Raw genomic sequence first — 19164 nt, 5'->3', positions numbered from 1 at the left:
AAAGTTATTATCGATTGCGTCTCCATCCACCATTAATTTCAAGTCGAAATCGCATAAAGTCATTAATTAATCTGGCGGTCTTTCCTTCTTGATTACGTTCCCTTATCTTTGATTGAACACAGCGTAGTAATCTTTCATCACAATAGCGACAAGATCCGTACGCTTCTACACATTGATCATGTCTGTGGCAGCAGGAATCAACATAGTTTATTGGAGCACCAGGTCCACTGCATCCTGGTCCACAATAGCGATAACCACTAGGCAGGCAAATTTTAATTGTATTTTTTTTGCTTCTTTTCTTTTGCATTATTCATTCCCCTTTCCATATAGATTATGAAGCTTGTATGAAATGGTATGGGGAAACAATCTATATAGGAAGTAGAAAACAGAAGATTGTGTTTTAACCAAAAATAAAAAAGCTTGTCCAATAGAGTAAACCCCTTTTGGACAAGCTTTTTATCAGCTTTGCTTTTTGAAGATAGTGGAAATAATATCATCGGTCGACATATCGCTTTTGATTTTAAACGATCCAAGTTTTAAATAATTCGCTACCCCTTTTTTCTCTACTTTTTGTGAGAATTGTAGTGGCGTTTCTTTAATAAACTTCTCTTCATTTAAAATACTTCCAACATCATAGCTAGTCATACCGCTTGTAACTCGAATAGTAATTGTTTTTACTTCCTCTTTTTTCTCTTCTTCTTTATTATCATCTTTCTTTTCATCAGAAGAATTAGATTCAGATGCTTGTTTTTTTAGCTCTTCTTCTTTTTGTTTGGCTTCCTCAGATGTTTGAACAACATAGCCGCTGCTCGTTAAAATTTCTTTCATTTCTTCCACAGTTGGTGTGTTGGCTACATCGCCATCCACTTTTTCTACCTTTTCGACATTGTTATTTTCTTCTGCATTAACAGAATCATCTTTAGTAGAAAAATAGACAATTCCACTAACAGAAGTTGCTAAAAGTAATCCAGCTGCGAAACTTGTAATTATTGTTGGTTTCATTGTAAAACACTTCTCCTTTCCTCTTTTGCAAGTAAGTAAGGAGCTAACATCTCTTCTACTTCAGCTTGAGTAAGCTTCTTTTGAGCGGCAATAGTTTCAACTGAATACTTTCGTCTATGCAAGTCAAGTACTTCTCTTAAAACAGTGCGGTCTTTGGAAGCTAGCTGAACGCCTGCTTCTTTTTCCATAATTTCTATGTCTAACTCAAGATTGCGTATTTGTTTTTGCAACTGTGCTATTTCTTCCATCACAGAAAGGTGAATTACATCTATTTCACGTTGTTCTGATTTTGACGTTTGTTTTGCTTTTATAACGGAAGTAATGAGCAAAATGGCTGCTGCAATAAACAAAATGGCTAATGTCCATTCCATTTTAAAGATCCTCCCTCTTTCAGAATCCACTTTCCTAAGTATCTATTATACATTCTTTTTTAATTTTTTTCGATCATATTCTACAAAATCCTTCAATAGTTAGACAAGTTGGGATAATTATGCAACTTTTATTATATGAATATAGTTGAAAACATGCTTTAAAACAATAGATTTATGCTATTTGAAAGTGCTCGTTTCAAAATTGATTTACCACTTTAGGTATATAGTCTTATAAAAAAAGATTCATAGGCAAATGCCTATGAATCTTTTTTAATTTGTATGTGTAATTTGAAAACCGTTTTTTCCCGTTTTCTTCATATGATACATAATCTTATCAGCATTTTGCATTAATGTTTCTACATCTTTTCCATGATTTGGATAGATGCTAATTCCGATACTGCATGTAATCGAATAAAGTTTATTATCCATTCTAAGCGGGTGACTGAAAATAGCCACTAGCCTTTGAGCGTAATTTTCTAACTCTTGTTCTGTGTTCATGCCTTCTATTAGAAGAATAAATTCGTCTCCTCCTAAACGACAAAGGAAATCTTGTTCTCTTACTGAACCTTTCATTCTTGAAGCGATTAGCTTTAGAGCTCGATCCCCATATTTGTGTCCAAGTGTATCATTAATTTGTTTGAAATCATCAATATCGATGAATAGCAAGGCAAATGTATGTATCTCGTCTCTGTCCTCCAATAAATTAGAAAGGGTTTTATATAAATAACGTCGATTAGGTAGCTCTGTCAAGGAATCATATAATGCTTGCCGCTTTATAATTGTTTCATAAGCCTTTCTTTCTGAAATATCTCTTGCGATAGTTGAGAGGAAATGAACATTTTGATGGCTTGCTTTATGACTTACGATTGTTTGGGATACAGGTATTTGTTTTCCAAATGAGTTAAAAAGGGTATTTTCTCCCTTCCATATACTTTTCTCTTTAGAAAGTTCATTTTCATTATGTTCTACAAACTTATTCGTCCATAGTTGTGCATTAACAGATTGAAGATTTTCAACTCCCTCTGGAATACCTAGAAAGTTTCTAGCTGAGGGATTTAAATAGGTCGTATTTCCATTGCTATCAGCTGTTGCAATAAAATCAGGAGAAGCTTCAATGATATCTAGCAATTGTTGTTGACGCACTTGATTCTTCTTCCATAAGGTAATGTCACGGTTTATACCTCTATATCCGATTGTTTTGTTCTTCTCATTTAGTACGGGCTTTGCATTGGCCTCAATAAATACGTCATAACCATCCCGATGAATCATCGTAAAATCAAGATTATGTAAGCTGCTATTCTTCTCCTTAGCAGTTGAAATAATTGCTTTTAAAGTTTCGACTTCATCGGTTTTAATAAATAAAAACACTGATTTTCCAAGTAGTTCATTAGCTGAATACCCTAATGTTTCTTCTACTATCGAATTGGAATACGTAAATTCCCAATGTTCATTTATTTGCCAAATCCAGTCACTAACCTGCTCTACTAGCATCTGAAAAAAATCAAGAGATGGCATATCATTATCTTTCCTACCATTCATAGTTAAGTCTCCTACTAAAGAATAATTATATAGGCAAATGGGTATTTTCTGTATTTTCTATTATTTAACTATTATATCATTATTAGTCTATTATTAAAAGATTGCTTTGAAATCAAGAGAAATGTGTGCTATTTAATTTTGCTTTCATATGACATTATAACCGATATTTAAAAAAGTTTGCTAAATATGTGGTACATGCGATTGAGTCAAGTTTTTGTGGGAGTTTTTTTAGCTCCCTTTTTTATAAAGTAAAACCTCTAAGTTTGTATCCGCTTTCCAATTGGTTTTGTTCTTCCAACTGTTGATTCTCTCATTTTTTAAAAACCTTTTAATCCCTGTAAGGCAAAGTGAACGGGTTTTCCAATCGCTTGATTTAAGTATGGCATGTTCTGACGCACGGTTTCTGTTACTAATTTTGTGGGTATTTTTCTTTTCGCTCGATGCTCTTTCTTTGATTTTTCCGTGGCTTTTTCCCATTTCCCATATATCGTTTGGATGGATAGGTCATCCTTCAATCCAATCCACAAGCGCGCCATGCTCATGACCCCTTTTTTGCTCCATGCTCTTCCATTCTTTAATCGTTTGGCTAATTGATTCATCATCGCCTCTGCACTTCCCATTGGACGATACGCTGTCGTGTCCACACCTTTTTCCTGTAACCAACTACGGTAATCTTTTATGGTTTCCTGATGATGCGTTAAAAAGGCAAGGAAATGCTCTAGTTTTTCTTCTTTTTCTGGTGTATCCATTGTTCCTACTGCGCTATTCAACTCTAGAAGTAATGTTTCTACCTGGTAGTTTCTTAACGCTCTTTTCATGTAGCGGTATCGAGGATGGCTCTTCATTAGTTGCTTCATCGAACGAGCGACATGAAAACGGTCCATGGTGAAAAAGGCGCGTTCCCGAAAATACTCCCGACATGCCGTTATCCAGCCTGCTCCATCACCATTAATAATAAGCAAGGTTTGGGTAGGATCATACGCATAATGATTCTGTAAGAACGTTTCAAAGGCTTCCCAAAAGGGTTCTTTTCCTTCATAAAGAAAATGCCTTTTATTTCGGAGCCTGATTCGCTTTCCGTTTTCTTTCCATCCCTCGTGTACAGCGGCGAATTTCAACTCCCATCCACGCTTTTTCTTTTCTTGACTCTTCACATATAATCCATCTACTTCGACAAACAATACCTTTTGAAAAGGGCGTTTTTCCTTAGCGGGAAGTACGCTTGTTTGAAGAAGATGTTGCCGTAATGCTTCGTGGCTCATCGCCGAATAGCCTAAAAATTGTTCGAACGTTTCCACCGCCTTTCGATAGGAGGAGCCATTCGTCGCTAGTTCTAACCCCCATTCTTCTAGTAGCGGACTAAATCCCTTATTCCCCTGAAACTGTAAATAGTGATCTAATAGACAAATATATTTTTTAGTCACACGATCAAAATAATAATTACGCTTCAGCTCCACAGCTCCAAACGCTGTATCTAATCGTATTTCTCGTTTATCACGTAAAGCAAATCTTCTTTTGTCTCGTTGCTTGGCAATCTCTTGATCCCAATTTTCTAACGTTTGAATAAGGATTTCTTGAAACGTCATTTGTAGTGTTCGAAATAAAGTTTTTTCCAATTCTTTTAATGATGGCATTTTTATGTTACATTGATTCATGAGAGCCTCTCCTTTTCGTAGTTTTCTAGTCAAACTCTACTTTACAAAAGGAAGCTCTCTTTTTTAATACTTAATTTTTTCCAGCTACCGCGCTTTCGCTTGGTGGCCTTTTTGTCTAGTTGGGGGACTCGTCCCCCAACTAGACAAAAAGGATATTTATTCTCCCACAAACATTTTACTCATACGGTACATGCTTCCCCTTCTGAATACCTTTAATATAGACGTTATATTAGGGGGCTCTTTGATGGATAGTATTTTGTATTATATTGCCTTAGGTTTGTCACTAGCAGCGCCTATTGGTCCTGTAAATGCTGCTGTTATAAATAGAGGACTTAGATATGGGTTTCGCCATGCTTGGATTCTCTCGCTAGGATCTCTGTTGGGTGATGTATTCTTTATTATTCTTGTATACTTTGGAGTTGCAAAATTAGCAAATATCCCAATCGTTCAAACATTTTTATGGCTATTTGGTGCATTTGTCCTCATTTACACTGGAATCGAAGGCGTCATGACAAAAACGAATACAATCTCGCGAAGTAGTAAAGATAATAATTCTATGTTTCGCTCATTTATCACCGGTTTGCTTATGAGTATCATGAATCCTTTATCTATAATTTTTTGGTTAGGTATATACGGTTCTATCTTAGCTTCAACCATACATAATTTTAGTACAAGCACTGTTCTTCTCTATACTGGCTGTATGTTATTTGGTGTAGCCATTTGGGATCTAACGGTATCCATTTTAGCTAGTTTTTTCCGAAATGTTGTCTCTGAACAATTAATTACTTTTGTGAGCAGAATTTCAGGCCTAATTTTGGTGCTTTTTGGCGGTTATTTTGGAATGCGGGGAATTCAATTCTTTTTATAATATATTTTGCTAAAATGATTATATTTAAAGGGCTGTTTTCTAAAGGATTGTTGTTTTTTCAATAGGAAAAAAGAATTAATAGGAAAATTGGAGCAGCAGGAATACACGAAGACACCACGGGGATTAGCGAGACAGTCTGAGACCCCGGAGTGATGATACTGAGCAGGCTCAAGCTTAGTCCCATGGAAAGCGAAGTGAATTCCGGCTGCGGGTAATCGCAACAAACTTTACGAAAACAGCCATTTAAAAAAGAATTTCCTCAACTTATTTATAATAGGTTGAGGAAAAACCTCCAATTGCCCATCTTAGTTAGCTAGCTTTTGTTTTTACTAGACTTTGTAATTGTTCCATTACATTTTCAGTAACAATACCGCCATGATAGCATACTACTTGTTTAATAGGATACGCTAAAAATTTTTCTATTGATTGAATCGCAAGTTCCATATCTGGCGTACTTACCGGATTAGGAGGCTGAAGATGCCCATTTGTAGCAAGTAAGGTATCCCCAGCAATTAAAGTACCTGATTTTTTATGAAATAAACTAATATGACCTGGGGTATGGCCCGGAGTATGAATAATTTCTATCCCGCCATTAATATCTAAGGTTTGAGCATCTTCTAATGAAACAGTAACCTGTGCTTTTGGGGGATGGAGATAAGTGAATTTTAAGAAATCTGATAATTCCTCCCATTGTTCTTCAGTGAATTTAGCAGGATTTGTTTTTAATAATGGTAAATCACCCTCTATATATGGAATTTCTTCTTTATGTGCATAGATTGTTAAGTGTTGCGTACAGGCAGTTAATATTTCTGGCAGGCTTCCAATATGATTAATATCTTGGTGTGTTATCAAAATTCCAGTTAAATCTTCCAAAGATTTATTTGCTTTATCCATGACAAGATTTATTTCTTCCATATAACCTGGCATTCCAGTATCGATTAACAATGTTTGTTTTTCATCCCATATAAGGGTTGGGTGAATGACAAAGGAATCTTTTTCAATCGTCAAAGTCTCTATTCCTTTTAATTCTGCCATAGTATTGTTCCCCATCTCTGATTGTTTTTTTATAAGTATAGCGGTTTCGTTTTAAATAGTAAAACATTAATTAAATAAGAAAGAAGATGTTTTTGAATTGGAAAAGCCGCTCTGTGAATAGAGCGGCTTTGATTTTGTTATTTCATCAGTTTACACATATTATTGGTGAATTCAACTGGATCTTCAATCGATAACCCTTCAATTAACAATGCTTGGTTATAGAGAAGATTTGTGTAGAGCGTTACTTTATCTTTATCATTTTCAAACGCATCTTTTAATGATTGGAAAATTTCATGGTTTTTGTTAATTTCTAAGACTTTATCTGCTTTAATGTTTTGATTATCTGGCATCATGCTTAGGACCTTTTCCATTTCAATCGAAACTTCCCCTTCAGCTGTTAAGCAAACAGGATGTGATTTTAAGCGTGTGGAAACTTTTACGTTTTTTACTTTATCGGAAAGAATGTCCTTCATATAATCGAATAATGCTTTATTTTCTTCCGTTACTTCTTTTTCCTCTTTTTCTTCTTCTTGGTCAAGACCTAAATCACCGCTAGATACAGATTTAAACTCTTTCTCTTTATAAGTAGCAATCATTTTAATTGCAAATTCATCAATGTCATCAGTTAAATACAGAATTTCATAGCCTTTATCTGCTACTAATTCTGTTTGTGGAAGCTTCTCTATACGATCGATAGAATCACCAGTTGCATAATAAATGAATTTTTGATCTTCTGGCATTCTTTCTACATATTCATCTAACGATACTAATTTTTTTTCTTTAGATGAATAGAATAATAGTAAATCCTGAAGCATCTCTTTATTCATTCCAAAATCATTATAGACACCGAATTTGATTTGTCTTCCGAATGATTGATAGAAGGATTCGTATTTTTCCCTTTCATCCTTCAGAAGGCTAAGGAGTTGACTTTTGATTTTCTTTGTTAAGTTCTTTTCAATACGTTTTAACTGGCGATCTTGCTGCAGCATTTCTCTAGAAATATTAAGCGATAAATCTTCAGAATCGACCATACCTTTCACAAAGCTAAAGTAATCTGGTAGCAAGTCACCGCATTTTTCCATAATTAAGACACCATTTGAATAGAGCTCTAGTCCCTTTTCGTACTCTTTCGAATAATAATCGAACGGTGTTTTTTCCGGAATATATAAAATCGCGTTATAACGAATAGCCCCATCTACACTAACATGAATATGCTTTAATGGTTTATCATAGCCATAGCGTTTTTCTTCATAGAAATTTTGGTAGTCTTCTTCTGTTAATTCGCTCTTATTCTTTCTCCAAATTGGAACCATACTGTTGATGATTTGTTCTTCTATGATTTCCTCATATTCATTTTCTGTGCCCTCTTTTAATTTGCTAGAAGTCACATCCATTTTAATTGGATAACGAATAAAATCAGAGTATTTTTTAATAATTGTTTTTAAACGATATTCCTCAAGAAATTCATCATACTGATCGTCTTCTGTATTATCTTTCATTTTAAGGATGATATCTGTACCAATTGTGTCTTTATCTGTTTCTTCAATTGTATATCCATCCGCGCCTTTAGAGAACCATTTATAGGAAGTATCGCTATTTAATGATTTTGTAATCACTGTTACTTCATCTGCTACCATAAATGCAGCATAGAAGCCAACACCGAATTGACCAATAATGTCATGTCCATCTTTTGCTTCATTTTCCATTTTAAAGGATAAGGAACCACTCTTCGCAATCGTACCTAAGTTCGTTTCTAACTCTTCCTTCGTCATCCCAATACCAGTATCAGAAATAGTTAATGTACGATTTTCTTTATCTGCTTTAATTTTAATAAAATAATTATCTTTTTCAAAATTAATAGTGTCATCTGTTAAGGCTTTATAATAAATCTTGTCAATCGCATCACTCGCATTAGAAATCAATTCTCGTAGGAAAACTTCTTTTTGAGAATAAATAGAGTTAATCATCATTTCTAATAATCGTTTCGATTCCGCTTTAAATTCTTTTGTTTCGATCATTTTCCGCACCCTTTCTGTTTGATTACTATGTAATAATATTAGCACTTAAGAGTCTTGAGTGCTAATATATTAATTAAATATCATATTTTATCTACCATGTCAATAATTAGGATATTAGTTGTAGAAATTGTGTGGTAGAGTTTTAAGATTAGATTTTAAGCTGGATGAGTGCTTAGAATGGGATAAAAGTGGTGATTTACGAGTAGTAGTAGGGTTTTATTCCGGTATATCAGCCAAAATAGCTTGGATATCAGCCAAAATTCCGATATATCAGCCAATACTGCTTGGATATCAGCCAAAATTTTGATATATCAGCCAAAATAGCTTGGATATCAGCCAAAATTCCGATATATCAGCCAATACTGCTTGGATATCAGCCAAAATTTCGATATATCAGCCAACACTGCTTGGATATCAGCCAAAATTCCGATATATCAGCCAACACAACTTGGATATCAGCCAAAATTCCGATATATCAGCCAACACAACTTGGATATCAGACAAAGCCTCACCACTACATTCATAAAAAAGACCACCCAACCTTGGGTAGCCTATTTTAAAAGAAAATCAATATGGATCAGAAGGATGAGACATGCTTTCTGCTTCACCTACTGCTTTCTCCATTTTATCTTGATTGGATTTCAATACTTTTTTAATGCCTTCTGCGATTCTTTTTCCGTAATCCGGATCACATTTTGTACAGTTTTCAATCATAATCTCTTGAATTTCTTTTCGGCAGTTTGCTAAAGCATTGGAAAGATTGGAAATCAGTTCCTCTCTTTCAAAATCAGTAAATCTTCGGTATGTTTCTCCAGCTTGGCCAAAGTTATTTTCGCGAGAAATTGATTCTCGCTGTAATTTCCCTTCGACATAAGGCTCATGTTCTTTACCAGGGTTTTTCGCTTCTTTTAATCCACCAATCGTTGACGGTTCATAATTTATATGTGGGTTTTGGTGTTTGCCAAATTCAGTTCGGAAGTCCATTTGACCCCCTTCTTGATTTGTTGCAACATGTTTCTTTGGTCGGTTAATTGGTAATTGTAAATAATTGGAGCCAACGCGGTATCTTTGTGTATCAGAGTAAGAAAAGGTTCTCCCTTGTAATAGTTTATCATCTGAGAAGTCTAATCCATCAACAAGAACACCTGTACCGAATGCGGACTGCTCTACTTCCACAAAATAGTTTTCTGGATTTTTATTGAGAACCATTTTACCTACAGGTAGCCAAGGGGAATCTTCTTTATACCATAATTTTGTTGGATCAAGTGGATCATAATCCAGCTCAGGATGCTCGTCATCCTCCATGATTTGTACGAATAATTCCCATTCAGGGTAATCGCCATTTTCAATAGCTTCATATAAATCTTGCGTGGCATGGCTATAATTCATCGCTTGGATTTTATCCGCTTCTTTTTGGGTTAAATTTTTTATTCCTTGTTTCGGCTCCCAATGATATTTTACCAATACAGCTTTTCCTTCTTCATTTACCCATTTATAAGCATGCACACCAGAACCTTGCATATGGCGATAGCTTGCAGGGATACCCCATGGGGAGAATAAAAAAGTAATCATATGCATTGATTCAGGAGATTGAGACAGAAAATCAAACATTCTTTCTGGATCCGAAAGGTTTGTGACAGGATCTGGTCGAAAAGAATGGACCATATCAGGGAATTTTAAAGGATCACGAATAAAGAATATCTTAAGGTTATTGCCAACTAAATCCCAATTTCCATCTTCCGTGTAAAACTTAATGGCAAATCCTCGAGGATCTCTTAAAGTTTCAGGAGAATGTAATCCATGTACCACTGTAGAAAAACGGACAAATAAAGGCGTTTTCTTCCCTTTTTCTTGAAAAAGTTTAGCCCGAGTGTACTTGGAAATTGGCTCATCTCCAACAGTACCATAGCTTTCAAAATAGCCATGCGCCCCAGCGCCTCGCGCATGAACGATTCTTTCCGGAATTTTTTCTCTGTCAAAATGACTTATTTTTTCGAGAAAATCATAATTTTCCAGTGTAGTTGGCCCGCGGCTTCCAACTGTCCTAACATTCTGGTTGTTTGTAACAGGGTGGCCTTGGCGATTCGTTAATTCATCTTCTTGGTGTTGATTGTGCCTTTGCTCATCTTTCATTAACTTGCATACCTCCTTTTTATGTACTTCACTAGTTTTTCCAGATTAAAGAATGGGTATGCATAGTAAATAATAAAGAACCACATTTTTATCATGTGGTTCTTAAAGAAGCAGAGACATACCAGGTGCATCATGTTCTCTTTCTGCAAAGCCTAATTTTTTATAAAAAGGATGCTTACCTTTAGCAGAAAATAATTGGATTGATTGGATACCTGATTCTTTACATTTATAAATTAGTTTCTCAATAACTTGTTTTCCTAGTCCGTTTCCTTGTTCGTCTGGGTGAACCATGACATCACAAATTAATGATTGATATACACCATCAGAAATCATCCGACCAAAAGCGATTAGCTTTTGATCATTATAGATGGAGATAGAATACCAGCTATTCTTAGCTGCTTCATATAATTGTTCACGTGTATAATTACCTTTTTTATTTTTTAATAAGCCGCTGTCCTCATGTAATCGGGCAAATTGAGAGAATGATGGTAGTTCTTCCGTAATTAGATAATCCATGATAATATTTTCCCCTTTATATCCGTATCTTCATAATAATATTTATACATTATTATGAATTAATATTCAATCATTTTTTCGAAAAAAGCATATCTTTTTCTAGATATGCTTAATGGTATATTAGGTTGTCTTTTTCTCCTGTTTCCCTTTCCAAATTATCCAAATAAAATATCCTAACATGATTGCTATCAAAGTAGCAGAAGATATAATGGACTTTGTTTCTTTAGAAAAAGAAAGAGGTTCTACTATGACTATTGGAAGGTATATAATCACTGGGAAAAATATAATCCATGTTTTACTCCACCATGCAAACCAGCATATATAAGCAAATGGTATAATAAAGAAAATGGTTTGTTTGGCTAAAGTATCCATCATAAAAATGGGTCCATAATTATTTCCATAAAACGTCAATCCAAAAAATAGCCCTGTCAATAATATTTGTATAAGAAACAACAAGCCGAATGTCTTTTTGTTGGATACACTTCTTGAAGAAATAAATCGAAAAACGACAACATACAAACCAAGCATGAATAAACAGATAAATATTGAACCGATACCAACAAATAAGGAAATTTGATTTTCACCTAGGATAATTTTTCCGATAAGCGTGTATGCAATTAAACAAATGAATACATGCGGTAAAAGTTTCCCCCATTCCTTGAGATCTGTCTGCATTTCGCTAGCTAAGCTCTCCATATATTCTTTTGGGGATTCTCCTGTTACCTCATGGATATTCTTCCCATTTGCTTCTGCTTCTCGTAAATGATCGGTTAATTCTTCGACAATCTCGTTAATTTCTTTATCTTTCTTACCAGAAGAAAGTAAATATAGATGTAGGTTGTCAATAAATGCTGCTGCTTCTCTCGATAGTTTCATTTATTTCTCCTCCTTTATCTCTTTTAATAAACAATGCACACTTGTTGCAAGCTCTGTCCAAGTGTCAGCAAATTCAGCTAAAACTTCTTCCCCTTTATCGGTAAGAGAATAATACTTACGCTTTGGACCAGATGGAGATGCTTTTGTTTCAACTGTCACAAGCTCTTCTTTTTTCATCCGTAATAGGACTGGATAGATACTTCCTTCACTGATCATCGTAAATCCATAAGCCTCTAATTTTTCAATCATTTCATAGCCATAAATCTCCCCTTTGGAAATAATCGCGAGCAAGCATCCTTCCAAAACTCCCTTTAACATTTGACTTTTTGACATCGGAAAGTATCCTTTCTTTCTAACTATATGGTTATACAACATAGTTAGTATTTTGCAATACAAGATAGTTTGATTTCTTTAATATTAGCATATAGTATTTTGCGATGCAAGATAGATTTTTAAAATTAGGCTTATCCTTTTCATTTAGGTTTCATAGTGGACTTCCACTCCTTCATACAGTAAGGAGAAGGAGGTGAAGTAGTGAAAAAAGTTATTAATATTTTCTTCATTCCCTTTCTGCTTCTGTTTACAGCTTGTTCAGCAGATCCAGTGAAAGAAGATTTAGTTCAATATATCAATGAAGATATGAAAACGGCCTTTGAATTAGAGGTTAAAGCGGTATCCGCGTATGATTCCGTTTCTGGAATTCATTATTCGGATGACTGGACGATGTATGATACAATCCAAACTACTGTAATCCCGAATTATAATGAATTTATTAAAGAATTGAATCGGGTAAAAGTGGAAACAGAGGAATTAAGAGAAATACATGAAATATATATAGAGGGCGCTGATATACAGTATAATGCCTTTGTAAAAATACTTACAGCGCTAGAAACACAGGATATCGCTCTTGTAGAAGAAGCGAATTCCATGCTTGAGGAAGCACGCAAATTGATTCGTCAGTACATTAATGAATTAGAAAAACTTGCAAAAGAGCATGAGGTGGAATGGGATGATAGTACGGTGAATGAATCACTATAGCATAATCCATTTCAAAAAAATCCCGGTAAAGTAAACTATAACCGTTTACTTTATCGGGATATATTTGTCCACTTTTTAATTTGTATTATTTAACCCACTTATACTATCTTGTAAAGGTTCGAAAAGTACAACTAACCATCAGTCGGAGATGAAGTAATCCCTGATTAATGGAAGGTTTCTTTTAAAAGGACTTTTTTTCTTTACCTCTATTTACTTTGTTATAGAAAAGAATTCCGCTTAATAGTAATAATACCCCGAAACTAAACGTCTTAATATCAGCAGTTCCTGCAATAATCACCCAAATAGAATAAATGGATGCAATCAATCCAATAACAAAGTCTACTCTTCTCGCTTTTAGAGAGTCATATGTTTCACCAGAGATAACCAATTTTAATTGGAAGAAAGACGAGATTAAATAAGGAACAAGATAACTTAGTGTTGCAATATAAATAACAAAATCAAATGCCTGCGAAATACTTCTTGAAATAGTGGAGAAAATAAATAATTGTCCTAAAAGATTGGTAACAATTAAAGAGAATGTTGGTATTCCCTTTTTATTTTCTTTTAAGAAGGCAGGAATGAATATACCTTGTTTTGCGGCTGCATAAGGTACTTCTGCGCTTAACATAATCCAACCAATTGTCGACCCAAATAACTAATTAAGCCGATCGCTGCAAGTACTTTACCAGCAATTGGTCCTAATACAGCTTCAATCGCATCAATTAAAGGTTTTTGAGAAGCAATTAACTGATCTTGTGACAGAATTCCCATTACAAGTGTGCTGATTCCAATGTAAATCGCTAAAGCAATTAACAAACCAAAAATCGTTGCTTTTTTCACATCTGATTGTTTTTTTGCTCTCGAAGCAAATACAACGGCAGACTCCACACCGATAAATGCCCATAAAGTTGTAATTGCTGCACTGTTAATTTGTCCAAATAGTCCAACAGAGTTTCCAGCTGCATTTATTTTCGGTTCCACAAACGGAAGGATGTTACTTTTCTCAAAAGCGAATAAAGCAATGATAATAAATAACATAAATCCAATTACTTTGGCAGAAGTAGCCAATATGTTCAATCTGCCGGCATTTTCTAATCCGTTTAAGATGATGAAATGAGTTCCCCACAATAAGATTGTACACACAAGGAAGGTTAACGCATTTCCTACATATAATGTGAAAGAACCAACATCTAGTAAAACTGCTTCACTTGTTAAAACGGGGAAAAAGGTTGATAAATAGCCGGCAAAAGTAGTAATAATAGCGATATTACCAGCAAGGTTTCCGATCCAGTAGCCCCATGTAGACATAAAACCAGCTAAAGTCGATTTCTTTGATCCTGGTTTAAATAGCTCTTTTGCATAAATTTGTGGACCGCCGGTTAAATTTGGCTTGCGAATCGCCAAATTACCAAATACTAATGCGGTAACTAACACACCGAAACCTGTTAATAGCCAAGCAAGGATTACCCCAGCTGGACTTGCTACTTCTGCTAATGAACGAGGAAGCATAAAGATTCCTGATCCAACCATATTTCCAACGACTAAGGATATTAATACCCCTAATCCTAATTTCCCTTTCGTACTCATTGTTGTCTCCTTTATGATGTATTTGCTCATGTTTGACATAGGAGATTTACTTTGAAGCCTTATATCTAAATACAATAAAATGTATTTTTATTATTTCCAAGGCATAAAAAAACACACCTCTAAAATGGTGTGAAGTTAGAAAACACCATCAGATAAAAAGGATAGTTCATCATAGTAAGATCCTATGACAGTCCTGCACCTATTCGTATGCAGTCCCAGCTACTATTATCAGAGAATAATAGTGCTTCGGCGATTTTTCCTTTCAAAAACAATCAATAAGCTCTCTGGCTCTCCCTTTTATTACTTATAAAAATCGCGACCTCTACCTCATCTTGAGCTGATAAGGATTTTTGTTATGAAATTATATGTACTAGGTTACGAGATATACTTATGATTGTCAATGGATATATAAATAGAGAGAACTATTGTTAAATTCAAAATTATTGAATCTAAACTTATACATTTTAGAACAAGCTTTCTATAAATAGTTATTTACCTATTATTTTTTCCCAAATTATAGTTCTTCGAAACAAAACCAGCTCTGTTTTTTTGAACAGAGCTGGTTTTGTGTAAACTTATAAAGTTGTAATAATCGGTTTATCTTTGGTAATAATGACAGTATGCTCATATTGGGCAACAAAGCTTTTTTCTTTAGTAGAGAATGTCCATCCATCATTTTTCTCATACACTTCTTCAGAACCTGTTGATATAAATGGTTCAAAAGCGATAACCATTCCCTCACGAAGTAATTCCGTATCCCATGAATCGAAATAATTAAGAATATGATCTGGCTTTTCGTGAAGGGATGTTCCAATTCCATGACCAGTCAGATTTTTGATTACTGTAAACCCGTTCTTCTTAGCTGTGTTGTAGACAAATTTTCCGATTCGATTCTTTTTTGCTCCTGGTTTAAAACACTTAAGTCCTTCTTCGAAAGCTTCTTGTGCAACTTCGCAAAGCTTTATGAGTTTAGGATCACCATTTCCAACAACAAATGATTTTCCTGTGTCTGCAAAATAACCATTTTTACTTGCAGATACATCAATATTGACTAAATCCCCTTCTTGAATGATGCGATCTCCTGGTATACCATGAGCAACCTCATCATTTACAGATATGCAAGTATAACCTGGGAAATCGTACATATCTTGAGGAGCAGAAACTGCACCGTGTTCAGCAAATAGCTTGCCTGCTAAATCGTCTAATTCTTTCGTCGTTACTCCTGGTATTGTTTTTTTTATTAATTCCTCTCTGATAATGCTTACGACTTTTCCAATTTCTTTTAAACCGTTAATGTCTTGTTCGCTCTTTACTATCATTTAAATTCTCCTTGTATAGATCAGTTCTCGATTCTTATTCGCGTATACTATTATATGCTAAATTGAGTACTAAGTAAAAGGAATAAACCGAGATAACAACTATTCAGACATCAAGTTGAGAAGGGCAGAAAAAAATACGAGTAGCTAACCTACTCGTATTTTTTTGATCATTCCCCTTTGTATTCACCGGTATTTTTCAAAGCTTTTTCTTTTTTGACTTTGTCTTTATGAATTTTATTTGTTGCTGCGCTACCCATTTCATGAGCAAATTCTTCATTTAGCACAGCAGAATCAAATCCTTTTTTATTCTTTTGTTGTGGGTCTGATTTTTTATTTTTCTTGGCCATTTTGAACCCTCCTTTTATCCTCTTTATTATGGAGAAGGAAGAGTTAAAATATGCATTTATTTCCCTACTATTACTTGGTACGTTTGTTTTGATAATATCTTGATCTATCTGTCTCCTTTTTCTTTAGTAAAGCATCTTCTTCCAATAGAGGTAAGAAAGTCTTATAACTATTTGAATTAATCCACATATCATTTATCCCTTCTACATAGCATGTACAAGAAAGGATGTGGGGGAGGTGGATGTTCAGTATAACAATACTGCTTATTTATATAATATTAGCGTTTACATTATCTGCGCCGATTGGTCCAGTAAATTCTGCGAGAATTGATAAAGGAATTAAAAATGGTTTTTGGCATGCTTGGATTGTTGGCTTTGGGTCTATGCTTGCTGATGGGCTATTTATGGGAATGGTTTATATGAGAATGGTTCATTTCCTTGAAATAGATATCGTTCAAATATTCCTATGGCTTTTTGGTGGATTTATTTTAATTTATACTGGAATGGAGAGTGTAATTGGTGCTCAAAACCTCAAGCTTGATTCGCTTAGGGGAAAAGATTCTTTATTTAAATGCTTTTTAACCGGGTTCGTAATGTTTATAACTAGCCCGCTATCTATTTTATTTTGGCTAGGAATATATGGATCTGTTCTAGCTAAAACTGCTCAAGAAAATGGGACTAGTTCCTTGTTGATTTATAGTAGCATGATTTTTCTTGGGCTTACTTTATGGGATTTAATTGTAGCAGCCTTAACAAATGGTTTCAGGGGCTTATTACACTCGCAACATTGAGAGGAATTTCGATTATTTCTGGTGTTTCGTTAGTTTTATTTGGCTTGTATTTTGGCTATCAGGGAATTATGAAATTATTCTTTTCTTCTTAATAAAGGGTTGTTTTCGTAAAGTTTGTTGCTATACTTGCAGCCGAAATACGCTTCGCTTTCTGTGGGACTCGCGCTAATTCCCGTGGAGTCTATGTGTATTCCGGCTGCTCTATTTTTCCACCTTATTCATTTTTTTGATTAAAAAACAACCTAGTAAAAAAGGGGTCTTAGTTATATTACCTATTGCAGACTAAGTCCCCCCTTGATTCTAATCAGCTAATCCCCAAACAGACACACTCTTAGCATTTACAGGAAAGTCACCATAACCATCTTCACCAATTTTTACGCGCTCTTTTCGTGTATTCGTAAAATCAATCCACTCTTCCCCACTTCGAGCTTCACCAACAAACATTTTTTTACTACTTTCATCTTTATTGGAAATGACGACTGCACAACCGGATCTTTCTATTTTTGTTTCACCATGGCGAACCCATCCAATTACATGAGCATTATCAAAATAATCGTCTTGTGGGCCGTAGGCTTTTTTCTTGCGTACATATAATAAGGGATCTATTGCAGCTTTTTTTCCTTCAATTGAATGCTCTCCGCTAATTCCAAAATAATCTCCATAGAAAATTGTCGGATAGCCATCTTTTCGAAGTAAAATAAGACTATAGGCTATTTGCTTAAACCAATCACCTACCCAAGATTCTAACGCTTCGCCTGGCTGTGTATCATGATTATCAACAAATGTAACACAGTTAAGCGGATTTTCCTTTACTAATGTACCATCAAAAATGGTAGAAAGATCGTAGTCGCTTCCTACAATAGAAGCAGTATGCAATTTATAATGTAGTGGAACATCAAACAAATCAATTTTATAATCCATTTGTTCCAAAAATTCCTGGCATTCATTGATTTCTGCTTTCCAAAATTCTCCTACAAAATAAAAATCTTCTTTTTCTTTTAGTAAGGAAGTGGCGAATTTTTTAATGAATTCGTGGTTAATATGTTTGATTGCATCTAATCGATAACCATCACATTTCACTGTTTCATAAAGCCATTTTCCCCATGTAATCATCTCATTTTGTACAAGTTCATTATTATAATCAATATTGGCAAACATTAAATAATCGTAATTTCCAAATTCATCATCTACATTTGTATTCCACATCTTATTGTCACCGATAATTCTAAAGACCCCTGCTTTTTTTTCTTTGTTATCATAATCTGTACCGTTAAAATATTGAAAATTCCACTTGAATGGTGAATACGTTTCTCCTCTTCCAGGGAAAGTAAATTTCGTCCATGCTTCTATATCATGCGGCTCAGAAATTTCTTCTTCTCTGTTTTCAGGATTTACTTCAATCGCTTTAAATGTTTCTTTTTCATCTGCAGCAGCCTTATGATTCATAACTACGTCGACATATACTTGTATTCCAACATTATGACATGCTTTTATTGCTTCTAATAATTCCTTTTTTGTTCCATACTTTGTCCGAACGGCTCCCTTTTGATCGAACTCTCCTAAATCATAAACATCATAAACACCATAACCATTGTCGTCTTTGGAAGCCCCTTTCGTAACAGGTGGAATCCAAACGGAATCAATTCCCGCTTCTTTCAATTCTCCTGCTTGCTCTTTCAAACGATTCCAATGTTGTCCATCTGCATCTAAATGCCATTCAAAATATTGCATCAATGTTTTGTTCTCCATTTATCTTGTCTCCTACTCCAAATAATTTGTAGCTTTTCTCACATAATGATGGATAAGCTTTGTATGAAGTAATACTACCCACTATTCTCTCTTTTCAAGCGTACTTAAGAAATTGTATGGGGCGATTAGTCGATAATAATAATCGATTGTTGTTTTCATATAATTTTTAGTAAGTAAGCAGTCTAAATGAAAAAACATAAAGAAAACTAACCATCATTGTGATTCTCATCCTCAATGATGGTTAGTTTTACTTCTCGGATCTTTACATGCAGTAAGACCTCCACCTAGATTCCTTGACTTTCCGCAGCTCGCAGTTGGACCAT

16 protein-coding genes, 2 pseudogenes and 1 riboswitch are annotated in these 19164 nt (G+C 34.7%); of the genes and pseudogenes, 3 read left to right on the top strand and 15 right to left on the bottom strand.

Translation table 11 applies throughout. The annotated features are described in order from the left end of the window. Nucleotides 1-7 precede the first annotated feature (7 nt). From NST60_RS19705 to NST60_RS19685, 5 genes are all read right to left on the bottom strand, one after another. A complete protein-coding gene (locus NST60_RS19705) occupies nt 8-307 on the bottom strand; it encodes a Parvovirus coat protein VP1-like protein (protein ID WP_341099994.1) in 300 nt (99 codons plus the stop codon). A 152-nt stretch (nt 308-459) separates the two neighbouring features. Further along, a complete protein-coding gene (locus NST60_RS19700; protein WP_016203705.1) occupies nt 460-1002 on the bottom strand; it encodes an aminodeoxychorismate lyase in 543 nt (180 codons plus the stop codon). Beyond that, nucleotides 999-1373: a hypothetical protein gene (locus tag NST60_RS19695; RefSeq protein WP_016203706.1), complete on the bottom strand. Its 375-nt coding sequence runs from the start codon at nt 1371-1373 to the stop codon at nt 999-1001. Before NST60_RS19695 ends, NST60_RS19700 begins: the two co-directional genes overlap by 4 nt. A gap of 270 nt (nt 1374-1643) precedes the next feature. Beyond that, nucleotides 1644-2912 carry a sensor domain-containing protein gene (locus tag NST60_RS19690; RefSeq protein WP_016203707.1) on the bottom strand — a complete coding sequence of 423 codons (1269 nt, stop codon included), beginning with the start codon at nt 2910-2912 and terminating at the stop codon, nt 1644-1646. Between the two features lie 317 nt (nt 2913-3229). Further along, nucleotides 3230-4567 (bottom strand): ISLre2 family transposase, encoded by a 1338-nt coding sequence (locus NST60_RS19685; protein WP_169188335.1) that lies wholly within the window; start codon nt 4565-4567, stop codon nt 3230-3232. Between the two features lie 244 nt (nt 4568-4811). On the opposite strand from NST60_RS19685, the gene NST60_RS19680 reads away from it, so the two are divergent. After that, nucleotides 4812-5435, top strand: a complete 624-nt coding sequence (locus NST60_RS19680; RefSeq protein ID WP_101731140.1) for a LysE family translocator — start codon at nt 4812-4814, stop codon at nt 5433-5435. A gap of 309 nt (nt 5436-5744) precedes the next feature. Here the strand turns inward: NST60_RS19680 and NST60_RS19675 are convergent, their stop codons facing one another. The 6 genes from NST60_RS19675 to NST60_RS19650 all read right to left on the bottom strand — a co-directional run bounded on the left by NST60_RS19675 (nt 5745) and on the right by NST60_RS19650 (nt 12346). After that, nucleotides 5745-6470, bottom strand: coding sequence for an MBL fold metallo-hydrolase (locus NST60_RS19675; RefSeq protein ID WP_016203709.1), 726 nt, complete (start codon nt 6468-6470; stop codon nt 5745-5747). Nucleotides 6471-6607: 137 nt separating this feature from the next. Further along, nucleotides 6608-8485: a molecular chaperone HtpG gene (gene htpG / locus NST60_RS19670; RefSeq protein ID WP_101731393.1), complete on the bottom strand. Its 1878-nt coding sequence runs from the start codon at nt 8483-8485 to the stop codon at nt 6608-6610. A gap of 570 nt (nt 8486-9055) precedes the next feature. Beyond that, the gene (locus NST60_RS19665) at nt 9056-10621 is read right to left on the bottom strand and encodes a catalase (protein WP_169188613.1); all 1566 of its coding nucleotides are present in this window, start codon (nt 10619-10621) and stop codon (nt 9056-9058) included. A gap of 102 nt (nt 10622-10723) precedes the next feature. Then, nucleotides 10724-11137: a GNAT family N-acetyltransferase gene (locus NST60_RS19660; protein WP_169188612.1), complete on the bottom strand. Its 414-nt coding sequence runs from the start codon at nt 11135-11137 to the stop codon at nt 10724-10726. A 120-nt stretch (nt 11138-11257) separates the two neighbouring features. Next, complete coding sequence (locus NST60_RS19655; RefSeq protein WP_169188611.1) at nt 11258-12013, bottom strand: DUF1129 family protein; 756 nt, start codon at nt 12011-12013, stop codon at nt 11258-11260. Then, a complete protein-coding gene (locus NST60_RS19650) occupies nt 12014-12346 on the bottom strand; it encodes a PadR family transcriptional regulator (RefSeq protein WP_101731144.1) in 333 nt (110 codons plus the stop codon). A 201-nt stretch (nt 12347-12547) separates the two neighbouring features. On the opposite strand from NST60_RS19650, the gene NST60_RS19645 reads away from it, so the two are divergent. Then, on the top strand, nt 12548-13051 hold the full coding sequence (locus NST60_RS19645; protein WP_101731145.1) for a hypothetical protein: 504 nt from the start codon (nt 12548-12550) through the stop codon (nt 13049-13051). Between the two features lie 181 nt (nt 13052-13232). Here the strand turns inward: NST60_RS19645 and NST60_RS19640 are convergent. From NST60_RS19640 to NST60_RS19630, 3 genes and pseudogenes are all read right to left on the bottom strand, one after another. Further along, nucleotides 13233-14638 (bottom strand): annotated as a pseudogene (locus tag NST60_RS19640) (amino acid permease). 154 nt (nt 14639-14792) lie between these two features. Then, nucleotides 14793-14971: riboswitch (Lysine riboswitch) on the bottom strand. Nucleotides 14972-15213: 242 nt separating this feature from the next. Further along, nucleotides 15214-15957 (bottom strand): type I methionyl aminopeptidase, encoded by a 744-nt coding sequence (gene map / locus NST60_RS19635; protein WP_224428201.1) that lies wholly within the window; start codon nt 15955-15957, stop codon nt 15214-15216. A gap of 167 nt (nt 15958-16124) precedes the next feature. Next, on the bottom strand, nt 16125-16304 hold the full coding sequence (locus NST60_RS19630; protein WP_169188607.1) for a hypothetical protein: 180 nt from the start codon (nt 16302-16304) through the stop codon (nt 16125-16127). A gap of 239 nt (nt 16305-16543) precedes the next feature. Here NST60_RS19630 and NST60_RS19625 point away from each other — a divergent pair. Next, nucleotides 16544-17184 (top strand): annotated as a pseudogene (locus tag NST60_RS19625) (LysE family transporter). 208 nt (nt 17185-17392) lie between these two features. Here NST60_RS19625 and NST60_RS19620 read toward each other — a convergent pair. Beyond that, nucleotides 17393-18841, bottom strand: a complete 1449-nt coding sequence (locus tag NST60_RS19620; RefSeq protein WP_254415245.1) for an alpha-amylase — start codon at nt 18839-18841, stop codon at nt 17393-17395. Nucleotides 18842-19164 lie beyond the last annotated feature (323 nt).

The sequence above is a fragment of the Niallia sp. FSL W8-1348 genome (assembly GCF_038006745.1).
GTDB classification, from domain to species: domain Bacteria; phylum Bacillota; class Bacilli; order Bacillales; family Cytobacillaceae; genus Niallia; species Niallia alba.
Note: the sequence above shows the minus strand (reverse complement) of the source record. Positions and strands in the feature narration are given on the sequence as shown.

Coding starts and splice junctions, on each gene's coding strand:
- NST60_RS19705 (WP_341099994.1), bottom strand. CDS start 307: ATGCAAAAGAAAAGAAGCAAAAAAAATACAATTAAAATTTGCCTGCCT.
- NST60_RS19700 (WP_016203705.1), bottom strand. CDS start 1,002: ATGAAACCAACAATAATTACAAGTTTCGCAGCTGGATTACTTTTAGCA.
- NST60_RS19695 (WP_016203706.1), bottom strand. CDS start 1,373: ATGGAATGGACATTAGCCATTTTGTTTATTGCAGCAGCCATTTTGCTC.
- NST60_RS19690 (WP_016203707.1), bottom strand. CDS start 2,912: ATGAATGGTAGGAAAGATAATGATATGCCATCTCTTGATTTTTTTCAG.
- NST60_RS19685 (WP_169188335.1), bottom strand. CDS start 4,567: ATGAATCAATGTAACATAAAAATGCCATCATTAAAAGAATTGGAAAAA.
- NST60_RS19680 (WP_101731140.1), top strand. CDS start 4,812: ATGGATAGTATTTTGTATTATATTGCCTTAGGTTTGTCACTAGCAGCG.
- NST60_RS19675 (WP_016203709.1), bottom strand. CDS start 6,470: ATGGCAGAATTAAAAGGAATAGAGACTTTGACGATTGAAAAAGATTCC.
- NST60_RS19665 (WP_169188613.1), bottom strand. CDS start 10,621: ATGAAAGATGAGCAAAGGCACAATCAACACCAAGAAGATGAATTAACG.
- NST60_RS19660 (WP_169188612.1), bottom strand. CDS start 11,137: ATGGATTATCTAATTACGGAAGAACTACCATCATTCTCTCAATTTGCC.
- NST60_RS19655 (WP_169188611.1), bottom strand. CDS start 12,013: ATGAAACTATCGAGAGAAGCAGCAGCATTTATTGACAACCTACATCTA.
- NST60_RS19650 (WP_101731144.1), bottom strand. CDS start 12,346: ATGTCAAAAAGTCAAATGTTAAAGGGAGTTTTGGAAGGATGCTTGCTC.
- map (WP_224428201.1), bottom strand. CDS start 15,957: ATGATAGTAAAGAGCGAACAAGACATTAACGGTTTAAAAGAAATTGGA.
- NST60_RS19630 (WP_169188607.1), bottom strand. CDS start 16,304: ATGGCCAAGAAAAATAAAAAATCAGACCCACAACAAAAGAATAAAAAA.
- NST60_RS19620 (WP_254415245.1), bottom strand. CDS start 18,841: ATGGAGAACAAAACATTGATGCAATATTTTGAATGGCATTTAGATGCA.